Below are 19,903 nucleotides of genomic sequence, written 5' to 3'. Positions count from 1 at the left end.
TACGGAGTGCCGTTCGTTCAGGTGCCGGGCAGCGGTTCCTTCATGGAGGCCCGGATCTCCGCGCGGAGTTCGGGGCTGTCCGTGTGCTCGTGGACGGAGACCACGTGCTGGACGGCGGCCCGTACGAGTTCCTCCTCCTCGCCCGACATGTAGAGCGAGCAGCCGGAGACGCTCGGGGTGTCCCGGCAGTCGGTTGCTTTCCTGGCCATGACGACCTCCTGACGGGCCTGCGGGCAGGCCCCTCCTTCCAGGCTAGGACCGTCCTCACACGCCGTCGAACGGCGGTGTGGTCTCGGCTGCCGGGGGCTCCCAGGGCTGTGCCACCGATGCCCAGAGGACGAAGGCGAGCACCGCGAGCGCGAACAGGGTCCATGCCAGCCGTCGCACCGCCCGGTTCCGTCGGAGCAGCCGGGTGCCGCGTTCCGCGGCCTCTCCGGCCAGGCCGCCGGGGACCGGCGGGTGCGGGGTGTCGAGCAGGCGCCGGACCGCGGCCTCCTTGTCCTCGTACCGGTTCATGCGGCGGTTCTCCCGGCCGGCTTTCCCGCGCTGCCGCGGGTCGCCCTCAGGGCGGCCACCGCCCGGGCGTGGACGGCCCTGACGCGGGCCTCGGGCAGGCCCAGGAGTGCCGCGACCTGTTCCTCGCCGACCCCTTCGTACAGTCGGAGGACGACGACGAGCCGTTCCTGCGGGTGGAGGGCGGAGAGCACGCCGCCGCGGCCGCCGTGATGCCGCCAGGCGCTGCGGGCGAAGCGGAGGGCGAGCGCGCGTCGGGTGAGTTCGTACGGGTCCTCGTCCCGAAGCCGTTCCCACACCGCGTAGGTGTGCGCCAGGGCGGCGGTCAGCAGGGCCTGGGCGTACGGGTTGCGGGTGCGGGTCTCGGCGGTGAGCAGGGTCGCGGTGTGCAGCAGCCGGCCTGCCGCCCCGGCCACGAACGCGTCGAACTCTCGGGTGCGGTAGGCGCGTTCGGTACGGGGTCCGTTCCGCTGCTGTCCCACGTCCTCATCTGAGGACAGCGCGGGGGCGGGGTCAAGAGGTCTGCGTGGACTCGCTCGTCCCGTCGGCGGGGCTCTCGGTGGTGGACGCGGTTCCCGGCGGCGCCGGCGGGGCGGGCGGCGCCGTGGCGGCGGACTCCGTCGCGGGTCCGCCGGTGTGCGCCGACTGCCGTGCGGACAGGGCGGTGTTGAAGCGGGTGAGCAGGGTGCAGAAGGACTCCCGCTCGTCCGGCGTCCAGCCCTCGGTGACCTCCACCATCAGCTGGCGGCGCGAGGAGCGGACCTCCTCCAGGCGGGCGAGTCCGCGGGGTGACAGCTGGAGCACGACCGCGCGCCCGTCCTCGGGGTGCGAGGTGCGCTTGACCAGGCCGGTGTCGACGAGCGGGGCGACCTGGCGGGTGACCGTCGAGGAGTCGATGCCCATGCCCGCGGCCAGGGCCTTGACGCCCATCGGTCCTTCCTGGTCAAGGCGGTTGAGGAGCAGGTAGGCGGCGCGGTCCATGGAGTTGCGGAGCTGGCCGGTGCCACCGAGGCGGGTCTGCTCGGCCCGGCGGGCGAAGACGGCCACCTGGTGCTGGAGGGCATCGAGGAGACCGGGGTCGAACTCAGTCGTCATGTCCTGAGATGTGGGCATGGCTGTGGGTCTCTCTCGTGCGGGGGTGGTCGGTTGGTGGGGGACAGAGTACGCGGCCCCGGGGAGGTCCGTACCGGGGCTGCGCAAACCCGCTGGGGGACCCGGTCGCCGGGCGGCCACCAGGGCCGTGAGCTGCGAGACTTGCTGTCATGAGCTTCCGTACGCCAGACCCCTTGCACCGGCTGATGCTCGACGACGTACGGGGGGCGCAGAAGATGCTGTCCGGGGTGGCCCGGATGACGGCGATGGAGGGCAGCCGCCATCTGTCGTCGCTGGTGGGGGCGCCTGTTCACCTCAAGTGCGAGAACCTCCAGCGGACGGGTTCGTTCAAGCTGCGCGGGGCGTACGTACGGATCGCCGGGCTGCGGCCCGAGGAGCGGGCGGCGGGGGTCGTCGCCGCGTCGGCGGGCAACCACGCGCAGGGTGTGGCGCTCGCCTCGAACCTGCTCGGTGTGCACGCGACCGTCTTCATGCCGGTCGGGGCGCCGCTGCCGAAGGTCGCGGCGACCCGGGAGTACGGTGCCGACGTTCGGCTGCACGGCCATGTCGTGGACGAGACGCTGGCGGCGGCGGAGCGGTACGCGCGGGAGACCGGCGCCGTCTTCATCCATCCCTTCGACCATCCCGACATCATCGTCGGGCAGGGCACGGTGGGTCTGGAGATCCTGGAGCAGTGCCCGGAGGTCCGGACGATCCTGGTGGGCGTCGGCGGCGGCGGTCTCGCCGCGGGCATCGGGCTCGCGGTGAAGTCGGTGCGTCCGGACGTGAGGGTGATCGGCGTGCAGGCGGAGGGCGCCGCCGCCTACCCGCCCTCGCTGGCGGCCGGGCACCCGGTGGTGGTCGAGTCGCCGGTGACGATGGCGGACGGGATCAAGGTGGGGCGGCCGGGGGATGTGCCGTTCGCGCTGGTCCAGGAGTACGTCGACGAGGTCCGTACGGTCTCCGAGGACGCCCTCTCCTCGGCGCTGCTGCTCTGTCTGGAGCGGGCGAAGCTGGTCGTCGAGCCGGCCGGCGCCAGTCCGGTCGCGGCGCTGCTCAGCGACCCGAGGTCGGTCGAGGGCCCGGTGGTGGCGGTCCTGTCCGGCGGGAACGTCGACCCGCTGCTGCTCCAGCGGATCCTGCGGCACGGCATGGCGGCCGGGGGCCGCTATCTGAGTCTGCGGCTGCGGGTCACGGACCGGCCGGGGGTCCTGGCGACGCTGCTCGCGGTGCTGACGGTGGCCGACGCGAACGTCCTGGACGTCAGCCATGTGCGGACCGATCCGCGGCTCGGTCTGACCGAGGCGGAGGTCGAGCTGCACCTGGAGACGAAGGGTCCGGAGCACTGCCGCGAGGTGGCGGACGCCCTGCGGGACGCGGGGTACACGGTGCTGGGCTGAGCCCGGCGCCGCACACGCGCGTCGCATGATCATGTGGCCCGGATCACATATTCGCTGGGCGGGGCGGCTCGGGCGAACCTAGGATCGGTGGGAAACGCCCGAATTCAACGTCCGTATCTCCCTGGGAGTACCCACATGCCAGGCGCGATCTACGCCGAGGGTCTGGTGAAGACCTTCGGCGACGTACGAGCTCTGGACGGCGTGGACCTCGACGTCCCCGAGGGGACCGTCCTGGGTCTGCTCGGCCCGAACGGCGCGGGGAAGACGACCGCCGTGCGTGTGCTGACCACCCTTCTCCGGCCCGACAGCGGCCGGGCCGTCGTCGCCGGGATCGACGTCCTCAAGGACCCCGACGAGGTGCGCCGCAGGATCGGGCTCTCCGGTCAGTTCGCGGCCGTCGACGAGTACCTCACCGGCCGCGAGAACCTGCAGATGGTCGGGCAGCTCTACCAGATGAGGGCGAAGGACGCGAAGGTGCGGGCCGACGAGCTCCTGGAGCGGTTCCACCTCGCCGACGCCGCCGACCGCACCGCGAAGACGTACTCCGGCGGCATGCGCCGCCGCCTCGACCTCGCGGCCGCCCTCGTCGTGTCCCCGCCGGTCATGTTCATGGACGAGCCGACCACCGGCCTCGACCCCCGCAACCGGCAGGGCCTGTGGGAGGTCATCAAGGAGCTCGTCGCGGGCGGTACGACCCTGCTGCTCACCACGCAGTACCTGGAGGAGGCCGACCACCTCGCCCACGACATCTGCGTGGTCGACCGCGGCAAGGTCATCGCGCGCGGCACGTCCGACCAGCTCAAGGCCCAGACGGGCGGCGAGCGCGTCGAGGTCGTCGTGCACGAGTCGGGGATGATCGTGGACGCCCGGGGGGTCCTCGCGCGCTACGGCATCGAGGGCATCGGCCACGGCGAGGTGTCCGTCGAGGAGCACACCCGCAAGCTCACGGTCCCCGTCGCCGGCGGCGCGAAGCTGCTCGCCGAGGTCATCCGCGACCTGGACGCGGTGGGTGTGGAGATCGACGACATCGGGCTGCGGCGCCCCACCCTCGACGACGTCTTCCTCTCCCTCACCGGTCACGTGGCCGAGCGGGAGGCGGAGGAGAACGGCGGGTCGGACGGAGAGTCCCGGCCGGGCGGCCGTGGCGGCCGGCGCGTGAAGGAGGCGGCCGAGTGAGCACCATGAACGACTCCCTGGTGATCGCCCGCAGGAACTTGATCAGGATGTCCCGGATTCCCGAGATGATCCTGTTCGGTCTGATCCAGCCGGTGATGTTCGTGATCCTCTTCACGTACGTCTTCGGCGGCTCGATGAGCGTCGGCGGCAGCACCGACCCGGACGTCTACAAGAACTTCCTGATGGCCGGCATCTTCGCGCAGACGGTCACCTTCGCCACGGCGGGCGCGGGCGCCGGCATCGCCGACGACATGCACAAGGGCCTCATCGACCGGTTCCGGTCTCTGCCCATGGCCCGGGGCGCGGTCCTCACCGGCCGCACCCTGGCCGACCTCGTGCAGACCGCGCTGACGCTCCTGGTGCTGGCGATCGTCGCGCTGATCATCGGCTGGCGGCCCGGTTACGAGGCGCCGACCAACTTCGGGAAGGTCATGGCCGGCTTCGCCCTGCTGCTCCTCCTCGGTTATGCCTTCACCTGGATCGGCGCCCTGATCGGCCTCTCGGTCCGCACCCCGGAGGCCGCGACGTCGGGCGGCCTGATCTGGCTCTTCCCGGTGACCTTCATCTCGAACGCCTTCGTGGACTCCAGCAACCTGCCGGGCTGGCTCCAGCCCGTCGCGGAGTGGAACCCGTTCAGCGCCACCGTCCAGGCCTGCCGCAAGCTGTTCGGCGATCCGGGCCTGTCACCGTCGGACGCCTGGCCGATGCAGTACCCGGTGTGGGCGTCGCTGATCTACTCCGTCCTGATCGTCGCCATCTTCCGGACCCTGTCCGTCCGGAAGTACCGGCGCGCGAACGGCTGAGCGCTCCGCGCACCCGGAACCGTCAGGGGAGGTACCCGGAGACGACGAGGCCGTCGGGGAGGGCGAGGAAGACCGCCCCTCCGGCGGCCAGCGCCTCCCCGGTGGTCTGCGCGTCGAAGTCGTCCGGGAGGTTGGCCTCGAAGCGCTCGTCTCCGGAGGGGGCGGCCGCGGCGATGGAGACCACCTCTCCCTTGCCCACCGTGATCACCCGGTCGCCCGCGAAGTAGATCCGCTGCGGGTCGCCCTCGGTCATCATCGGCGTCATCGACCAGTCCTCCTTGCCGCTCCGCAGGTCGTAGGTGGTCACCGTCTGCCCGTTCGTGACCGCCACCAGACCGTCCGCGTTCACGGCGGGGCCCGCCGTCACCCCCGAACCGAGGGACCGCTGCCGCTTCAGCGACCCGGCGTCGAGCACGGCCACCGAGCCGTCCGGGGTGCCCGAGCAGAGCACGCTGCCGCTCTTCTCGTGCACGGTGACCTCCTGGCAGCCCTCCGCCCCGCGCGCCGCCGTCTTCCCGGTCCGCGCGTCGAGCGCCACCGGCACGGTCCCGAGGGGGACGTACACCCGACGGCCCGCCGCCACCGGCTGCTCGGGGAAGCCGTCGAGCGGCGCTCGCCACAGCTCCCGGCCCACGTCCTTCCCGCTCCCGCCGAGCCTCACCGCCGTCACGAGGCCTCCGCCCGCCCCGCCGTCGCCCTCGGTGGACGCCGCGTTCACGTAGGCGGTGTAGAGGACGCCGTCGGCCAGGTCGGAGCCCTTCACCGCCCACGCGGCGCCGGGACCCGGCAGGGTGCCCTGCTTCTCGCCGTTCTGGAGGCCGTACGCGACGGTCCCCGAGGCCTCCGCGACGTACACCCGGTCGCCGACGACCGCCGGGTACTGCGGGGTGGACCGCAGCCCCTCGGCGTTGGTGCGCGCCGGGACCGACCACAACTCGTGGCCGTCCGCCGCGCTCAGCCCCACGAGCGCCCCGCCGGAGCCCGCGCAGACCAGCACCTTCGGGGAGAGGGAGCACGCGCCGTCGGTGGCCTCCGTCAGCACCATCCAGGGCGACCAGCCCGCCGGGCGGTTGCCCCGGTCCGTCGCCGCGGCGCCGAAGTCGTTGGTACGGCCCTTCCCGCCGTACGGCAGGACGACCCGGCTCAGGGTTGCCGGCGCGGGGCTCCCCGTACCGGTCGCGCCGGGGGAAGCGCTGTTCGATGCCGAGGGCCCCGCCGTCCCGCCGCCCTCCTCGCCGTCCCGGTTCACCAGGACCACACCGGCCGTCGCCAGGACGGCGACGGCCACCGCACCGGCCACGACCGTGCCCCAGCGGCGCCGAGGGGGCACCTCGGGGGCGACCGGCGGTGTCGCCGGACGGTTCGGGACCGCCGTGGGGGAGTACGGCACCACCGGTCCGAGTGTCGGAAGGTCCGCCACGCCCGCGCCGGAGGCCGCCGTCTCACCGGCCGTCCGTGCCGCCTCCCCGTGCTCGGCGAGCAGCGACAGCACCCCGCCGGGCCAGGGGAAGGCCTCGGGGGCCGCCCCGTCACCGAGGAGTGACACCACTTCCTCCGCCGTCGGCCGCTCGGCCGGGTCGAGCCGCAGGCAGCGCTCCACCACCGGCCGCAGCTCCTCGGGCACGCCGGTCAGGTCGGCGTCCGCCCGGATGATCCGGTAGACCACCGCGGCCATCTCGTCGTCCTGGAACGGCCCTCGGCCGCTCGCCGCGAACGCGAGGACCGCGCCCAGACAGAACACGTCCGACGCCGGCACCACCGCGCGGCTGCCCGCCAGGTGCTCCGGCGACATGAACCCGGGGGAGCCCACGACCAGACCCGTCGAGGTCAGCGCCGTCGCCTCGAAGGCCTGCGCGATGCCGAAGTCGATCAGCTTGGGCCCGGCCGTGCCGAGCAGGACGTTCGCCGGCTTGAGGTCGCGGTGCAGCACCTTCACCCCGTGGACGCCGGACAGGGCGCCGGCCAGGGCGGTCCCCAGGGCCCGTACCGTCGCGGCGGGCAGCGCCCCGGACCGTACGACGGCCTCCGCGAGCGAGGGACCCGGCACGTACTCCGTCGCCAGCCACGGCGAGACCGCGTCGGCGTCCGCGTCCACCAGCCGCGCCACTCCCGGCCCGTCGACCGTCCGGGCCGCCGCGATCTCCCGCCGGAACCGGGTCCGGAAGTCCCCGTCGACCTCCAGGTCGCTCCGTACGGTCTTCACCGCGACCATCCGGTACGGATCGGCCGTCGGCGCGTCCGCACGGCAGGCGAGATGCACCTCGCCCATGCCGCCCGCGCCGAGCCTGGCGAGCAGCCGGTAGGGGCCGACGAGTCGCGGGGGCCGTCCCGCGGGCAGGGCTTCCAGCACGGGACTACTCCTTCTCGCCGGGCAGGGCCACGGAGGCGACCGCGCCCTTGTCGAAGACGACGTACGCGATGCCGCCCACCGGCAGCACCTCCGGCTCCCGGATCTGCCTGGCGACGATGTCGCCGAAGCTCGGGTCGTAGTACTCCTCCTCGGCGCGCGGACCCGGCGCGCCCGGCACCGGCGTGACCTTCAGGCCTCCCGGCCTGCCGTCGGCGCCGAGCCGCACCGTGTAGAGCGCGGAGTAGTCGGCGTACACGACCTGGTCGCCGGCGAGCAGCGGCGACGACCAGCTCTGGGCCAGGCCGGACGGAGCCCGCTCTGCCGGGAACGAGGCGAGGGTCCCGCCGGTGCGCGGGTCGAGGAGCCGCAGGCCCCCGTCGAAGGTCACGACGGCCCGCGGTCCGACCGCCGAGGGGGTCGCCGTGCCGAGGTCGCCGGGCAGCGACGCCTTCGGGGCGAGGGTGCGGGCGTCGAGCAGGTGCAGGGCCGTGTCGGTGTCGCTGCCCGACCCGGCTCCGGCGCAGTACGCCGACGCGCCGAGCACCTTGATGTCCCGGCAGTCCTTGGCATCGGGTTCGACCTGCCCGAGCTGGGTGCCGTTCCTTCCGTCGTACGACACGAGACCGCCCTGGCTGAGGGCGTAGACGACACCCTTGGCGTAGGCGACGGGTTCGTACGCCCGGCGCTCGGCGAAGGAGGTCTCGCCGTTGGTGAGCTCCTTCGACCACAGCTCGTGTCCGTCGGCCAGGGAGAACGCCGTCAGCGCGGCCCGCACGTTCAGGGCGTCCTCCGCCACGTTCGTCGCCGCGAAGACGGTGCCGTCGGCGACGATGGGCCGGGTGTCCCAGAAGCCCTGCGGGCCCACGGCCGGCTTCTGCCAGCGGACGGCCCCCGTGCGCGCGTCCCGGACCTGGAGGGAGCCGTCGGCGACGAGGACCGCGCTGCCGTCGTGGACGGTGGGAGCCGTGGCGCTCCCGGCCGTGAAGGGGAACCCCTTGCCGCTGACGTACGTCTCGCCGGGGGTGTCCTTGGCGGCCGGGACGTCCCACAGCTTCCTGCCGTTCGCCGGGTCCAGCGCCTCGTAGCGCCCGTCCGTGGTCCGGCAGACCAGCACCTTCTCGCCGGCCGAGCAGCCGAGTGCCGGGGCGCCGAGCTTCGCCTGCCAGGGCTTCCAGCCGGCCGGCCGCTGGGCGGCGTTCTGCGGGACGACACCGGAGGAGTCGGCGAGGCCCTGGCCGTCGACGCCGGGGATCCGGGGTGCCGGCGCGGCGGGCGGTGCGGCCTTCGGGGGCTGCGGCTTCCCCGGCCCGCCCTCCGGCCACAGCAGGTAGGCGCCGACGCCACCGGCCACGACGGCCAGGGCCACGGCGGCCGCGAGCAGCCGGATCCTGCGCCGGCGGCCGGTCGCGCCGGTGGGGCCGCTCGCCTCGGTCCCGGGGGCGCCGGAGCTCCCGACAGGCCCGGCCGGCGCGGAGACCGGCGCCTGTGTCGCCGCGGAGTGCAGGCCGGGGGCCGCGGGGTCCGCCGCCGGGTTCCCGGGGCCGGCCGCCGGGGCGGCCTCCAGGAGCGGCCCGCCGGAGGCGACGAGCTGGGCGAGCTCCGTGCCGTACTCGCCGATGTGGTCCCGTACCGGCCCGGGCCACGGGAAGACCTTGGGCGTGCCGCCGCCGAGCAGCTCCGCGAGCGCCTCCGGCGTCGGCCGGTCCGCCGGGTCCAGGGCCAGGCAGGCGGCGAGGGTGTCGCGCAGCTCCTCCGGGACCCGGGCGAGGTCGGCCTCGGCCTGGGAGACCCGGTACAGGACGGCGGCGAGCGGCCCGTCGCCGAAGGGGTCCTCGCCGGTCGCCGCGTAGCAGAGCAGCGAGCCGAGGCAGAAGACGTCGGAGGCGGCGGTCACCCGCCGGGCGCCGGCCACGTGCTCGGGCGACATGAAGGAGGGGGTGCCGACCATCACACCGGTGGCGGTCATGGTGGTGGCCGTGTTGCTGCGGGCGATGCCGAAGTCGATGAGACGGGGCCCGTCGACGGAGAGCATGACGTTGCCGGGCTTGAGGTCCCGGTGCAGGACCCCGGCCCGGTGCAGATCGGCGAGGGCCCGCGCGACGCCGGTGCCGAGGGCGCGGACGGTGTCCACGGGCAGGGCGCCGCCGCGCCGGACGGCTTGCGAGAGGCTGGGCCCGGGGACGTACGCGGTGGCCAGCCAGGGCACCTCGGCGTCGGCGTCGCCGCCGAGCGGGGCGGCGGCGTACGCGCTGTCGACGAGCGAGGCGACCCGTATCTCCCGGCGGAAGCGGTCCCGGAAGGCGGGATCGCCGGCGACGTCATGCCGGACGGTCTTCACGGCGACGAAGGTGCCGTCCGCGCCGGGACCGCCCTGTCCGAGGAAGACCTCGCCCATCCCGCCCGCCCCGAGCCTGGCGAGCACCTCGTACGGTCCTATCCGGCGCGGTGCTCCCGCGCGCAGCGGTCCCAGCATTCCGTCAGCCCCCCTTGTGACGTGATGTCAGGCCGCATCATGCCTCATCGGCACAGGACGTGTGCATGCAGCACGAAGGGCCGGCCCCGGTGGGGGCCGGCCCTTCGCGGAGAGCTGTGCCTCAGCCGTTGTACGGCTTCGCGCTGAGGATCTTCACCGTGGCCTTCTTGCCGTTCGGCAGCTCGTACTCGGCGTCGTCACCGGCCTTCTTGCCGTTGACACCGACGCCGAGCGGCGACTGCGGCGAGTAGGTCTCGATGTCGCCGCTCGCGTACTCGCGGGAGGCGAGCAGGAAGGTCATCGTGTCGTTCTCGTCGCCGTCGAAGGCGATGGTGACGACCATGCCCGGCTCGACGACGCCGTCGTCCGCCGGAGCCTCGCCGACCTTGGCGTGCTCGAGGAGCTGGGTCAGCTGCCGGATGCGGAGCTCCTGCTTGCCCTGCTCCTCCTTGGCCGCGTGGTACCCGCCGTTCTCGCGCAGGTCCCCCTCTTCGCGGGCGGCGGCGATCTTGATGGTGATCTCCGTGCGCGCGGGACCAGACAGGTACTCAAGCTCGTCCTTGAGCTTGTTGTACGCCTCCTGGGTGAGCCAGGTGACGTTGTCGCTGGTCTGGGTCACAGGTGCTCCTCGTAGGTACTGGGAATACAAAGCATCGCCCTACACGGGAAAGCTCTGCTGTCCCGGGTGGGCGAAACCACGAGCCTAACAATGAGTGGCGAAAAGCGGGAGGACATAACCATCAAGATGGCGTCACCCCAGGTCACCGGGGTGACGCGCCGGGACTCGACACCCGGTCCCTACCCACCGCTACCGAGCCGTACACCCCATGAGCTCCGCGCTGGTGGCGCGGGCGGTCGTGCGAAGCGAGTAGACGCGGTCGACCCGGCCGGCGGGCTCGTCGACCCGGACGTCCTTGCGGGCGACCTCGGCGCCGTCCTCGGAGCGGGAGCGCAGGGTGCAGACGCCCTTGACGCCTTCGTCCTTGCGGATCTCCAGGTGCACCTGGACCTCGGTGGAGCTCACCACGTCGAACTTGATCATCTCGGCGCTGATCTTGCTGTCGACGACGTAGTACCAGCCGAACCAGCCCATCAGGCCGAGGAAGAGGACGCCGAGCACCGCGCCCGTGATCCTGAGCTTGCGGTCGGCCGCCTCGTCCGCGGAGCGTCCGTAGCGCCCCTCGGGCAGCTGCTCTCGCACCGCGCTCATGATCGATCCTCTCGAAGCCGGGGGTGGCGGAATTTTCACTCCCCCGATTCCGTCACTATAGAGACCACGCTCCGCGTCGAATCACTGAGGATCGAGTCTTGACTGAGCAGCTGCGGTTGATGGCCGTTCACGCCCACCCCGACGACGAGTCGAGCAAGGGTGCGGCCACGATGGCCAAGTACGTGTCCGAGGGGGTGGACGTCATGGTCGTGACGTGCACGGGCGGCGAGCGCGGCTCGGTCCTGAACCCCCAGCTCCAGGGTGACGCCTATGTCGAGGCGAACATCCACGAGGTGCGCCGCAAGGAGATGGACGAGGCCCGCGAGATCCTCGGCGTCTCCCAGGAGTGGCTGGGCTTCGTCGACTCGGGCCTGCCCGAAGGCGACCCGCTGCCGCCGCTCCCCGAGGGCTGCTTCGCCCTGGAGGACGTCGACACCGCGGCCGGGGAGCTGGTCCGCAAGATCCGCTCCTTCCGTCCGCAGGTCGTCACGACCTACGACGAGAACGGCGGATACCCGCACCCCGACCACATCATGACCCACAAGATCACGATGGTGGCCTTCGACGGCGCGGCCGACGCCGAGAAGTTCCCGGAGGCCGAGTTCGGCCCGGTGTGGCAGCCCCTGAAGCTCTACTACAACCAGGGCTTCAACCGTCCCCGCACGGTCGCCCTGCACGAGGCTCTCCTCGCGCGCGGCCTGGAGTCCCCGTACGGCGAGTGGCTGGAGCGCTGGAAGGAGTTCGGGGGCAAGGAGCGGACGCTGACCACCTTCGTGCCCTGCGCGGAGTTCTTCGAGATCCGCGACAAGGCCCTGATCGCCCACCGCACCCAGATCGATCCCGACGGCGGCTGGTTCCGGGTGCCGATGGACATCCAGAAGGAGGTCTGGCCGACGGAGGAGTACGAGCTCAGCAAGGCGCTGGTGCCGACCTCCCTCCCCGAGGAAGATCTCTTCGCGGGCATCCGCGACAATGCCTGACATGAGCGCACACCTGGCACTGACCCAGCTTGTCCCCTTCGCCGCCGAAGAGCTGGACGAGAACAAGGTGACCCCCGGCGTCCTCGGCTTCGTGGTCTTCGCGGTGCTGGCCGTCGCGGTCTGGCAGCTGATGAAGTCGATGAACCGCCACATGGGCAAGGTCGACTTCGAGGAGGCCCCCGACCCGGCCGCCGCCGAGACCCCGGCCTCCTCGGCCGGCCTCGCCGGCAAGTAGCCGACCCGCCCCCGGGCCCGTACCCCAGCGGTACGGGCCCGGGGGCGCCGTCGTGCCACGGCGGGTCACCCCGGTGCCGTACGGGCCCGGGGGCCCCGTCGTGGAACGGCGGGCTAGCCCACCGGCACCCCCAGGACCTCCCGGGCGTGCCGGTTCGGCACCATGCCCAGGTCCCAGGCCTGCCACGGCGTCGACGGGTGGACGCCCCGGCCCAGGACCACCGCGTACGCCTCGACGCAGTCGTCGAGCCGCTGGTCGCGCGCCGGATGCCGGTCGGCGACCAGCGCCGCGAGCTCCTCGCGCGCCGTGACCGTCCCCGGCTCCGGGTTCCCCGGGACCGCGTGCGGGAGCAGCGTGCAGCGCAGGAAGCGGGCCCAGTCCGCGCCCCGCCGGTCGCCGTACGCGCCGAACAGCGCACGGGCCTCGTCGCACAGCGCGAGCGCCTGCGGCACCCGGGCGTTGCCGGCGTCGATGACCGCCAGTTCCAGGGAGGTCCAGGCCTCCCCGTGCGGCACCCCGATCCGGTGGAAGTCCGCCCGCGCGTCCACGAGCAGCTGCCGGGCGAAGCCCGAATTGCGCAGACCGCCGGTGCGGGCCGCGAGCTGGTCGCGGGTGACCCGACCCGAATGGTGCCGGGCACTGGCCAGCCCGTACACGTCCCGCATCCGCGAGAACATCGTCCGCGCCCTGCCCAGCTCCCGGACCGCGTCGTCCCGGTCGCCGCGCTCCTCCAGCGCGTGGGCCAGGTGGAACAGCGTCCACGCCTCCCCGCGCGCGTCCTCCTGCTCCCGGTGCCGGGCGAGCGCCCCGCGCAGTCCCTCGACGGCCGGTTCGGCGTCCCCGGCGGCGAGCCGCGCCCTGGCCAGCTGGGTCAGCGCCCAGGCCGCGCCGCGCCCGTCGTGGATCCGCCCGTAGCCGTCGAGAGCCTCCCGCAGCGCGGCCTCCGCGGCCGGCACGTCACCCCGCAGCAGCAGCACCTGGCCCCGCTGGAAGTGCGCCCACGCCTGGCCGTGCGGGGACTCGTGCTCCCGGTGCAGCGCGAGCGACCGGTCGAGCAGCGCCGTCGCCTCCGCCAGGTTGCCGCGGTCCCGCTCCACGGCCGCGAGCGCGTGCAGCGTCCAGCCCCGGTCGGCGGCGAGCGCCTCCGGTTCCTGGAGCGCGAGGGCCTCCCGCAGCCGGCCCGCCGCGTCCGTGAGACGGCCCTGGTGATGCAGGGTGATCCCGAGCGAGCAGAGCGCGAGCGCCGCCCCCGGGTCCTGGTGGGCCTCCTGGTAGAGCGACACCACGGACGTCAGGGTGGTCCGCGCCTTGTCGAGCTCGCCGAGCTGCCGGGCCGCGATGCCGGTCCGCCACTGCACCGATCGGGACAGCTGGCCCTGCCCGACGGCCTCGGCGAGTTCGTTGATCTCGCCGAGCCGGTAGAGGTCGCCGCGCAGCAGGCAGTAGTCGCAGAGCGCGCCCAGCAGATCGAGCACGGTCTGCTGGTCGACGCCGTCCGTGTGCCGCAGGGCCGCCGTGATGAAGCTGGACTCCTCGTCGAGCCAGCTCAGCGCCGCCTCCAGGGACCCGAAGCCGTGCCCGCCGAAACGGTTGGCGCGGGTCGACATCTTGCCGTCGACCATCCGGATCACCGCGTCCGCGAGCTCCGCGTAGTTCCGTATCAACCGCTCCTGGGCCGCCGCGATCTCCGCCGCGTCCTCCTCGTCGAGGAGCCGGACCGCGGCGAAGCCGCGCACCGCGTCGTGCAGCCGGTACCGCTCCCCGCGCACCGGGGCGAGCAGCCCCGCGCCGGCCAGCTCCCGCAGCAGCCGGGCACCCTCGGCGCCGCTCCCATCGAGCAGCGCGGCCGCGGCCGCGGCGCCGAGGGAGGCCCGTCCGGCGAGCGAAAGCCGCCGGAGCAGCCGTCGCGCCTCGTCGCCGAGGTCGACGAAGTACCGTGTCCACAGGGCGCGTTCGACGGGATCGTCACCCCGTCCGGGCCGGCCGAGCAGCTCCGCGAGATCGTCCATGGACCGCCCGCGCAGCAGGGAACCCGCCGCCCGCAGCGCCAGCGGAAGCCCGCCGCACAGCTCACGGATCCGGTCGAGCGCCTCCGCGTCGTACGGACCGGGGTCCGCCGCCCCGCCCGCCGCCCGCAGCAGCTCCTCCGCCCCGGCCGCGTCGAGCGCCGCCACCGGAAGGACGTGCGCGGCCACGTCCCCCAGGTCCAGCGGCTCGCGGCAGGTCACCAGGACCAGGCTCTCGGAACGCTCCGGGAGCAGCGCCCGCACCTGGGCCGCGTCCACGGCGTCGTCCAGGATCACCGTCACCGGCACCCCGGTCAGCTGCCGCTGGTACAACTCCGTGAGCCGTGCCACCTGCTGGTCCGCCGTGGCGCCCTCGCGGAAGAGGAGCCGCTCGCGCGGGGCGCCGAGCCGGTTGAGCAGATGGAGCAGCGCCTCCCGGGTCGCGAGGGGCCGCTCACCGCTCGCGCCTCCCCGCAGGTCCACCACGCACGCGCCGCGGAACTGGTCGCGGAGCGTGTGCGCCGCCCGTACCGCGAGGGCGGTCCGCCCGGATCCGGGCTCACCGTGCAGCAGGACCACCGTCGGCCGGGTCTCCGCCGAGGCGCGCCCCGCCTGCACCCACCGGCTGATCCGGGCCAGCTCCTCCCGTCGGCCCGCGAAGTCCCCGCCGGCGTCGGGCAGATGGCCGAAGGACCGCTCGAGTACGGCCCGGCGCCTGGCCGCCGCACTGCGATCGGTCCCGCGCAGCCGCTCGGGCCGTGACACCACCGCCCGCCGGTCCCGGGAGGACCGTTCTCCCGCGTCCGCCGGGGGTGCGTCCCCGTTCCCGCCGGCGGACGCCACCCGCTCCCGCTCCAGGAACGGACGCATGCCCCGTACCTCCAGCGCCCTCAGCCAGTGCGCCCGCGCCGCCTCGACGGCGCCGTCCGGCACCGCCGCCGGTGCCGCCGCGGCCGTCGGTGCGGCCTGCGCGGCGCGTCCACCCGTCGCCTTGAGCACCGTCGCCGCCGCGCCCGCGACGGCCACCACCGCGCCCGCGCCGAGTGCCGTCCCCGTCGTCGTACCGAGTGCCAGGTCCGCGCCGACCGCGGCGACGGCCGCGACTCCGGCGACGAGCGCGGGACCGCCGAACAGCGCACCGGGGGAACGGTTCGCGGTGGTCCGGGCGCCGGCCGTTCCCTCCTCCAGGGCCCGTACGTACGCCGCGTACTCCTCGCCCGCACCCGCCGCCATCGAATCCAGCGCGGCGCGGCCCCGGGCGAGCAGGGTCTCCGCGCCCGCCCGGCTCCCGGAGCCCCGCAGCTCCTCCTCCACCGCCCGTTCCCACAGCCGCTCAGCCTCGGCCCGATGGCTGTCCCGCATGTGCGTCCCCCTCCGCGCGTGCCCGAACTCGTCCCTGAGGACCTGTCAGGCCCCGGACGGTGCGCGTCCAGTGTGCTGTGCGGGGCGCGAAGGCGCGAGAGCGGAGAAAGGAGGGGGCGGCCGCGGCGGGCCGGCCGACCTGCCGAACGGCGGGGGTGCTCGGCCGGTCCTCCCTCCTGGGCGGGAGCGGCCCGCGGCTCGTCACCGGCGTCCTCGCGGACGCGGCCGCCCTGCTCGGCCGGTGCCGGCCGGCGCGGTCGGCGTGTGCCTGGGGTCCGGGTGGGTCGGCGAGAGCCGGCGCGGACTGCGGGACGCCCTCGTCACCCGCCTCGGGCGGGTGTGGCACCGCCCCAGGGGAGTGGCCCCCGGTCCGCCGGGGGCAGGGGTCCCGCGCGACTCCGGGGCGGCAGGGCAGGATGGACACCATGGCGAACCGACTGGCCCATGAGACCTCCCCGTACCTCCTTCAACACGCCGACAACCCGGTCGACTGGTGGCCGTGGTCGGCCGAGGCCTTCGAGGAGGCCCGGCGCCGCGACGTCCCCGTGCTGCTGAGCGTCGGATACAGCTCCTGCCACTGGTGCCACGTCATGGCGCACGAGTCCTTCGAGGACGACGCCACCGCGGCCCTGGTCAACGAGAACTTCGTCGCCGTCAAGGTCGACCGCGAGGAGCGCCCCGACGTCGACGCCGTCTACATGGAGGCCGTGCAGGCCGCCACCGGCCAGGGCGGCTGGCCGATGACCGTCTTCCTCACCCCGGACGCGGCCCCCTTCTACTTCGGTACGTACTTCCCGCCCGAGCCCCGCCACGGCATGCCGTCCTTCCCGGAGATCCTGCAGGGCGTCACGGGCGCCTGGGCCGACCGGCGCGACGAGGTCGGCGAGGTCGCGGAGCGCATCGTGAAGGACCTGGCGGGCCGCTCCCTCGCGTACGGCGGCGACGGCGTCCCCGGCGAGGAGGAACTCGCCCAGGCCCTCCTCGGACTCACCCGCGAGTACGACGCCACCCACGGCGGCTTCGGCGGCGCCCCCAAGTTCCCGCCGTCCATGACCCTGGAGTTCCTGCTCCGCCACCACGCCCGTGCGGGCTCCGAGGGTGCCCTCCAGATGGCCGCCGACACCTGTGAGGCGATGGCCCGCGGCGGCATCTACGACCAGCTCGGCGGCGGCTTCGCCCGGTACGCCGTCGACCGCGCCTGGGTCGTGCCCCACTTCGAGAAGATGCTGTACGACAACGCCCTGCTCTGCCGGGTGTACGCCCATCTGTGGAAGGCCACCGGCAGCGACCTGGCCCGCCGGGTGGCCCTGGAGACCGCCGACTTCCTGGTCCGCGAACTGCGCACGCCCGAGGGCGGCTTCGCCTCCGCGCTGGACGCGGACAGCGACGACGGCACGGGCAGGCACGTCGAGGGCGCCTACTACGTGTGGACCCCGGCGCAGCTCACCGAGGTCCTCGGCGCCGAGGACGCCGCCCTCGCCGCCGCCCACTACGGCGTCACCGAGGACGGCACCTTCGAGCACGGCAGCTCCGTCCTCCAGCTTCCGCGGGAGGCCGGTCCGGCCGACGCCGACCGGATCGCCTCGATCGCCGCCCGGCTCCTCGCCGCCCGCGAGGAGCGCGAGCGTCCGGGCCGGGACGACAAGGTCGTCGCCGCCTGGAACGGTCTCGCGATCGCCGCTCTCGCCGAGACCGGTGCCCTCTTCGACCGCCCCGACCTCGTCGAGCGCGCCACCGAGGCCGCCGACCTCCTCGTCCGGGTCCACATGGACGAGTCCGCCCGCCTCACCCGTACGTCCAAGGACGGCCGGGCCGGCACCAACGACGGTGTCCTGGAGGACTACGCCGACGTCGCCGAGGGCTTCCTCGCCCTCGCCGCCGTCACCGGCGAGGGCGCCTGGCTCGACTTCGCCGGCTTCCTCCTGGACCTCGTCCTCGACCGCTTCACCGCCGAGGGCGGCGCCCTCTACGACACGGCCCACGACGCCGAGGCACTGATCCGCCGCCCGCAGGACCCCACGGACAACGCCGCCCCGTCCGGCTGGACGGCCGCCGCCGGGGCACTGCTCGCGTACGCCGCGCACACCGGCTCGGACGCCCACCGTGCCGCGGCCGAGGGCGCCCTCGGCGTCGTCAAGGCCCTCGGCCCGCGTGCGCCCCGCTTCATCGGCTGGGGCCTGGCCGTCTCCGAGGCCCTCCTCGACGGGCCCCGGGAGATCGCCGTGGTGGGCGCCCCCGGTGACGAGACGTTCCGGGAGCTGCGCCGTACCGCGCTCCTGGCGACCGCCCCCGGCGCGGTGCTCGCCTTCGGCGCCCCCGACAGCGAGGAGTTCCCGCTGCTGAGGGACCGTCCGCTGGTGGCCGGTGGTCCCGCCGCGTACGTGTGCCGTCACTTCACCTGTGACGCGCCGGTCACCGACCCGGAGGCACTCCGCCGGAAGCTCTGAGCCCTCCGGAACGGGTACGGCCCCGCGACCCCTCCGAGGAGGGGCGGCGGGGCCGCACCGTGCCGAGCGTCGTCGCTCAGCTGTTGCCGGCGCCGTTGCCGGACAGCACGGGGATGTCGCTGAGGATGTGCGACAGCGGCTCGTCACCCTTGGCCTGGGTGGAGTTCTCGGTGCACTGCTGGTTCTGCGGGGAGGACAGGACGTTGACGTCCTGGACCGCGATCGGGATGAGGCCGATGAGCGAACCGGCGTTGACCTTGGCCGGCAGGCCGACGCACGGCTTGTTCAGGGAGCCCTGAACGAGCGCGAACTGCGGGCTCATGTTGCCGTGCGTGGCGGAGTTGCCGAACTCCTGGTGGGCGCCGTTGCCGCTGAGCGACGTGGTGCCACCGTCGTCGGCGATGGCGAGCGCCTGTCCGGCACCCGCCGCCGTCGCGCCGAGCACCGACGCGGCCACAGCAGCCGTAGCCAACAGCTTCTTCATTGTTCAGGCCTTTCGGATCGTGGCCCGCTGAGTGCCGAGCCGTGCTGATCAACTGGTCAGCGGTGCGGAGGTTCCGCGAAGTCCACCGGACGGACTACGGGCAGATGAGCGAAGCCCCCGTCGCCGGCCGGTAGGCGGCGACGGAGATCTGGCTGGGCGCGACCTCGTCCGCCGCCGGCAGCGGCCGGTCCTCGCGCAGCCGCCGGAAGACCTCGGCCGCCCCCTCCTCGTCCCAGGCGAGGGTGGACCCGACACCGGCGATCGCCGGGTTGAAGCCGCGTACGGGCACGGTGGCGAACCCCGTACGGTCCGGGGGCAGGTCCCGCAGCCGCCAGGCGAGCCGGACCAGCTCGGGCGCGGTGATCCCGCGTTCGGTCGTGCCCGTTCCGCGCAGGGTCTCCGCGAGGTCCTTGAGACGGCCGGGGTGGTCGAGGACGTCCTCGCGGAGCCGTTCCAGGGTGTTCACCACGAACTGCTGCTGCTTCCTGATGCGGCCGAAGTCCATCTGTCCGTCGGCCTTCCGCGACCGTACGTACTGGAGCGCCTCGCCGCCGCCGACCGGCTTGGTCCCGGGTTGCAGGTCGATGCCGGTGGCCGGGTCCTTGAGGGCCTTCTCCGTACAGACGGGGACCCCGCCGTCGACGCGGTCCACGGTGTCCATGAAGCGCCGGAAGTCGATCTCCAGGTAGCGGTGGACGGGCAGCCCCGTCATCGACTCGACGGTCTCCACCGTGAAGGCGGAACCGCCCTCCGCCCAGGCGCCGTTGATCTTCGCCTGGTGAGCGGCGTGCAGTTTCCCGGTGCGCCGGTCGCGGTGCTGGTCGGGGAAGGAGGTGAGCGAGTCGCGGGGCAGGCTCACCACGTCGACGCGGTCGTTCTCGGCCGAGACGTGCACGAGCATCATGACGTCCGTGCAGTCGCACTCCTTCCCGCCGAGCCGGAAACGTTCCTTCTCCGCCTCGGTGAGTCCCTTGCGGCTGTCGATGCCGACCACGAGGAGGTTCAGACCCTGCTCGGGGGAGGGGAGATCGTCAGGAGCGGCGGCGAGAGCGCCGGGAGCGAGGGCGGCGACGGCGGCGAGTACCGCCGGGACGAGCAGCGGACGTCCGGGGCGCCGTGATCGTGGGGATTTCATGTCCGCACGGTAATTCGATCACTCTCGCACACAGATACGCGACGCGACATGAACAGGACGAATCACTCTCCTGCGACGCCTGTGAAATGATGCGGGAATCGCAGCGGAAGGAGCGAAGATGGCGCCGGATCCCGGGAAATGGGAACGGATGGCCTTCATTCCGAAGAGCCGATATGTGAGCGACCCGCCCCCAGCCGACCGCACACCGTTCCCCCTCTATTCCGCGCTCGTGACCCA

At 73.6% G+C, this 19,903-nt stretch carries 17 protein-coding genes; 6 read left to right on the top strand and 11 right to left on the bottom strand.

Annotated features, from left to right (window positions below; translation table 11 throughout):
* Window positions 1–17: 17 nt before the first annotated feature.
* The 4 genes from ACIP84_RS26205 to ACIP84_RS26190 are packed head-to-tail and all read right to left on the bottom strand — an operon-like array spanning window position 18 to window position 1,626.
* Window positions 18–209, bottom strand: a complete 192-nt coding sequence (locus ACIP84_RS26205; protein ID WP_355961746.1) for a DUF1059 domain-containing protein — start codon at window positions 207–209, stop codon at window positions 18–20.
* A gap of 55 nt (window positions 210–264) precedes the next feature.
* The gene (locus tag ACIP84_RS26200) at window positions 265–516 is read right to left on the bottom strand and encodes a hypothetical protein (RefSeq protein ID WP_355961749.1); all 252 of its coding nucleotides are present in this window, start codon (window positions 514–516) and stop codon (window positions 265–267) included.
* Entirely contained in the window at window positions 513–995 is a 483-nt protein-coding gene (locus tag ACIP84_RS26195) for a sigma factor-like helix-turn-helix DNA-binding protein (protein WP_401800770.1), read from the bottom strand. Before ACIP84_RS26195 ends, ACIP84_RS26200 begins: the two co-directional genes overlap by 4 nt.
* Before the next feature lie 31 nt (window positions 996–1,026).
* On the bottom strand, window positions 1,027–1,626 hold the full coding sequence (locus ACIP84_RS26190; RefSeq protein WP_401800768.1) for a MarR family winged helix-turn-helix transcriptional regulator: 600 nt from the start codon (window positions 1,624–1,626) through the stop codon (window positions 1,027–1,029).
* 149 nt (window positions 1,627–1,775) lie between these two features.
* On the opposite strand from ACIP84_RS26190, the gene ilvA reads away from it, so the two are divergent.
* The 3 genes from ilvA (at window position 1,776) to ACIP84_RS26175 (ending at window position 4,984) form a co-directional block, all read left to right on the top strand.
* Window positions 1,776–3,005 (top strand): threonine ammonia-lyase, encoded by a 1,230-nt coding sequence (gene ilvA, locus ACIP84_RS26185; RefSeq protein WP_355961756.1) that lies wholly within the window; start codon window positions 1,776–1,778, stop codon window positions 3,003–3,005.
* A 135-nt stretch (window positions 3,006–3,140) separates the two neighbouring features.
* The gene (locus tag ACIP84_RS26180; RefSeq protein ID WP_355961757.1) at window positions 3,141–4,181 is read left to right on the top strand and encodes an ATP-binding cassette domain-containing protein; all 1,041 of its coding nucleotides are present in this window, start codon (window positions 3,141–3,143) and stop codon (window positions 4,179–4,181) included.
* A 5-nt stretch (window positions 4,182–4,186) separates the two neighbouring features.
* Complete coding sequence (locus tag ACIP84_RS26175; protein ID WP_401801123.1) at window positions 4,187–4,984, top strand: ABC transporter permease; 798 nt, start codon at window positions 4,187–4,189, stop codon at window positions 4,982–4,984.
* Window positions 4,985–5,006: 22 nt separating this feature from the next.
* Here the strand turns inward: ACIP84_RS26175 and ACIP84_RS26170 are convergent, their stop codons facing one another.
* The 4 genes from ACIP84_RS26170 to ACIP84_RS26155 all read right to left on the bottom strand — a co-directional run bounded on the left by ACIP84_RS26170 (window position 5,007) and on the right by ACIP84_RS26155 (window position 11,017).
* Entirely contained in the window at window positions 5,007–7,334 is a 2,328-nt protein-coding gene (locus ACIP84_RS26170) for a protein kinase (RefSeq protein ID WP_401800765.1), read from the bottom strand.
* Window positions 7,335–7,338: 4 nt separating this feature from the next.
* Window positions 7,339–9,807, bottom strand: coding sequence for a protein kinase (locus tag ACIP84_RS26165; protein WP_401800763.1), 2,469 nt, complete (start codon window positions 9,805–9,807; stop codon window positions 7,339–7,341).
* 121 nt (window positions 9,808–9,928) lie between these two features.
* Window positions 9,929–10,426 carry a transcription elongation factor GreA gene (gene greA / locus ACIP84_RS26160; protein WP_355961763.1) on the bottom strand — a complete coding sequence of 166 codons (498 nt, stop codon included), beginning with the start codon at window positions 10,424–10,426 and terminating at the stop codon, window positions 9,929–9,931.
* Between the two features lie 189 nt (window positions 10,427–10,615).
* Window positions 10,616–11,017 carry a DUF4307 domain-containing protein gene (locus ACIP84_RS26155; RefSeq protein ID WP_355961764.1) on the bottom strand — a complete coding sequence of 134 codons (402 nt, stop codon included), beginning with the start codon at window positions 11,015–11,017 and terminating at the stop codon, window positions 10,616–10,618.
* Between the two features lie 98 nt (window positions 11,018–11,115).
* Here ACIP84_RS26155 and mca point away from each other — a divergent pair, with 98 nt between their 5' ends.
* A complete protein-coding gene (gene mca, locus ACIP84_RS26150) occupies window positions 11,116–11,997 on the top strand; it encodes a mycothiol conjugate amidase Mca (RefSeq protein WP_355961766.1) in 882 nt (293 codons plus the stop codon).
* Window positions 11,990–12,232, top strand: coding sequence for a hypothetical protein (locus tag ACIP84_RS26145; RefSeq protein WP_355961769.1), 243 nt, complete (start codon window positions 11,990–11,992; stop codon window positions 12,230–12,232). The genes mca and ACIP84_RS26145 overlap by 8 nt, the downstream gene beginning before the upstream one ends.
* A 113-nt stretch (window positions 12,233–12,345) precedes the next feature.
* Here ACIP84_RS26145 and ACIP84_RS26140 read toward each other — a convergent pair whose 3' ends face one another.
* On the bottom strand, window positions 12,346–15,600 hold the full coding sequence (locus ACIP84_RS26140; RefSeq protein WP_401800759.1) for a tetratricopeptide repeat protein: 3,255 nt from the start codon (window positions 15,598–15,600) through the stop codon (window positions 12,346–12,348).
* 425 nt (window positions 15,601–16,025) lie between these two features.
* On the opposite strand from ACIP84_RS26140, the gene ACIP84_RS26135 reads away from it, so the two are divergent.
* Window positions 16,026–18,047, top strand: coding sequence for a thioredoxin domain-containing protein (locus ACIP84_RS26135; protein WP_355961775.1), 2,022 nt, complete (start codon window positions 16,026–16,028; stop codon window positions 18,045–18,047).
* 76 nt (window positions 18,048–18,123) lie between these two features.
* On the opposite strand, the gene ACIP84_RS26130 is transcribed toward ACIP84_RS26135, so the two are convergent.
* Both ACIP84_RS26130 and ACIP84_RS26125 read right to left on the bottom strand, forming a co-directional pair.
* Window positions 18,124–18,531, bottom strand: coding sequence for a rodlin (locus ACIP84_RS26130; protein WP_030324004.1), 408 nt, complete (start codon window positions 18,529–18,531; stop codon window positions 18,124–18,126).
* Window positions 18,532–18,625: 94 nt separating this feature from the next.
* Window positions 18,626–19,666, bottom strand: a complete 1,041-nt coding sequence (locus ACIP84_RS26125) for an LCP family protein (protein ID WP_401800756.1) — start codon at window positions 19,664–19,666, stop codon at window positions 18,626–18,628.
* Window positions 19,667–19,903: the final 237 nt, after the last annotated feature.

This window comes from Streptomyces sp. NPDC088707 (assembly GCF_044752725.1).
In the GTDB taxonomy this organism is placed as follows: domain Bacteria; phylum Actinomycetota; class Actinomycetes; order Streptomycetales; family Streptomycetaceae; genus Streptomyces.
This window is presented reverse-complemented; position numbering and strand designations above follow the sequence as displayed.

What these genes read in the sequence shown, in the direction of transcription:
- ACIP84_RS26205 (WP_355961746.1), bottom strand. Translation starts at nt 209, where the DNA reads ATGGCCAGGAAAGCAACCGACTGCCGGGACACCCCGAGCGTCTCCGGC.
- ACIP84_RS26200 (WP_355961749.1), bottom strand. Translation starts at nt 516, where the DNA reads ATGAACCGGTACGAGGACAAGGAGGCCGCGGTCCGGCGCCTGCTCGAC.
- ACIP84_RS26190 (WP_401800768.1), bottom strand. Translation starts at nt 1,626, where the DNA reads ATGCCCACATCTCAGGACATGACGACTGAGTTCGACCCCGGTCTCCTC.
- ilvA (WP_355961756.1), top strand. Translation starts at nt 1,776, where the DNA reads ATGAGCTTCCGTACGCCAGACCCCTTGCACCGGCTGATGCTCGACGAC.
- ACIP84_RS26180 (WP_355961757.1), top strand. Translation starts at nt 3,141, where the DNA reads ATGCCAGGCGCGATCTACGCCGAGGGTCTGGTGAAGACCTTCGGCGAC.
- ACIP84_RS26175 (WP_401801123.1), top strand. Translation starts at nt 4,187, where the DNA reads ATGAACGACTCCCTGGTGATCGCCCGCAGGAACTTGATCAGGATGTCC.
- ACIP84_RS26165 (WP_401800763.1), bottom strand. Translation starts at nt 9,807, where the DNA reads ATGCTGGGACCGCTGCGCGCGGGAGCACCGCGCCGGATAGGACCGTAC.
- ACIP84_RS26155 (WP_355961764.1), bottom strand. Translation starts at nt 11,017, where the DNA reads ATGAGCGCGGTGCGAGAGCAGCTGCCCGAGGGGCGCTACGGACGCTCC.
- ACIP84_RS26145 (WP_355961769.1), top strand. Translation starts at nt 11,990, where the DNA reads ATGCCTGACATGAGCGCACACCTGGCACTGACCCAGCTTGTCCCCTTC.
- ACIP84_RS26140 (WP_401800759.1), bottom strand. Translation starts at nt 15,600, where the DNA reads ATGCGGGACAGCCATCGGGCCGAGGCTGAGCGGCTGTGGGAACGGGCG.
- ACIP84_RS26135 (WP_355961775.1), top strand. Translation starts at nt 16,026, where the DNA reads ATGGCGAACCGACTGGCCCATGAGACCTCCCCGTACCTCCTTCAACAC.
- ACIP84_RS26130 (WP_030324004.1), bottom strand. Translation starts at nt 18,531, where the DNA reads ATGAAGAAGCTGTTGGCTACGGCTGCTGTGGCCGCGTCGGTGCTCGGC.
- ACIP84_RS26125 (WP_401800756.1), bottom strand. Translation starts at nt 19,666, where the DNA reads ATGAAATCCCCACGATCACGGCGCCCCGGACGTCCGCTGCTCGTCCCG.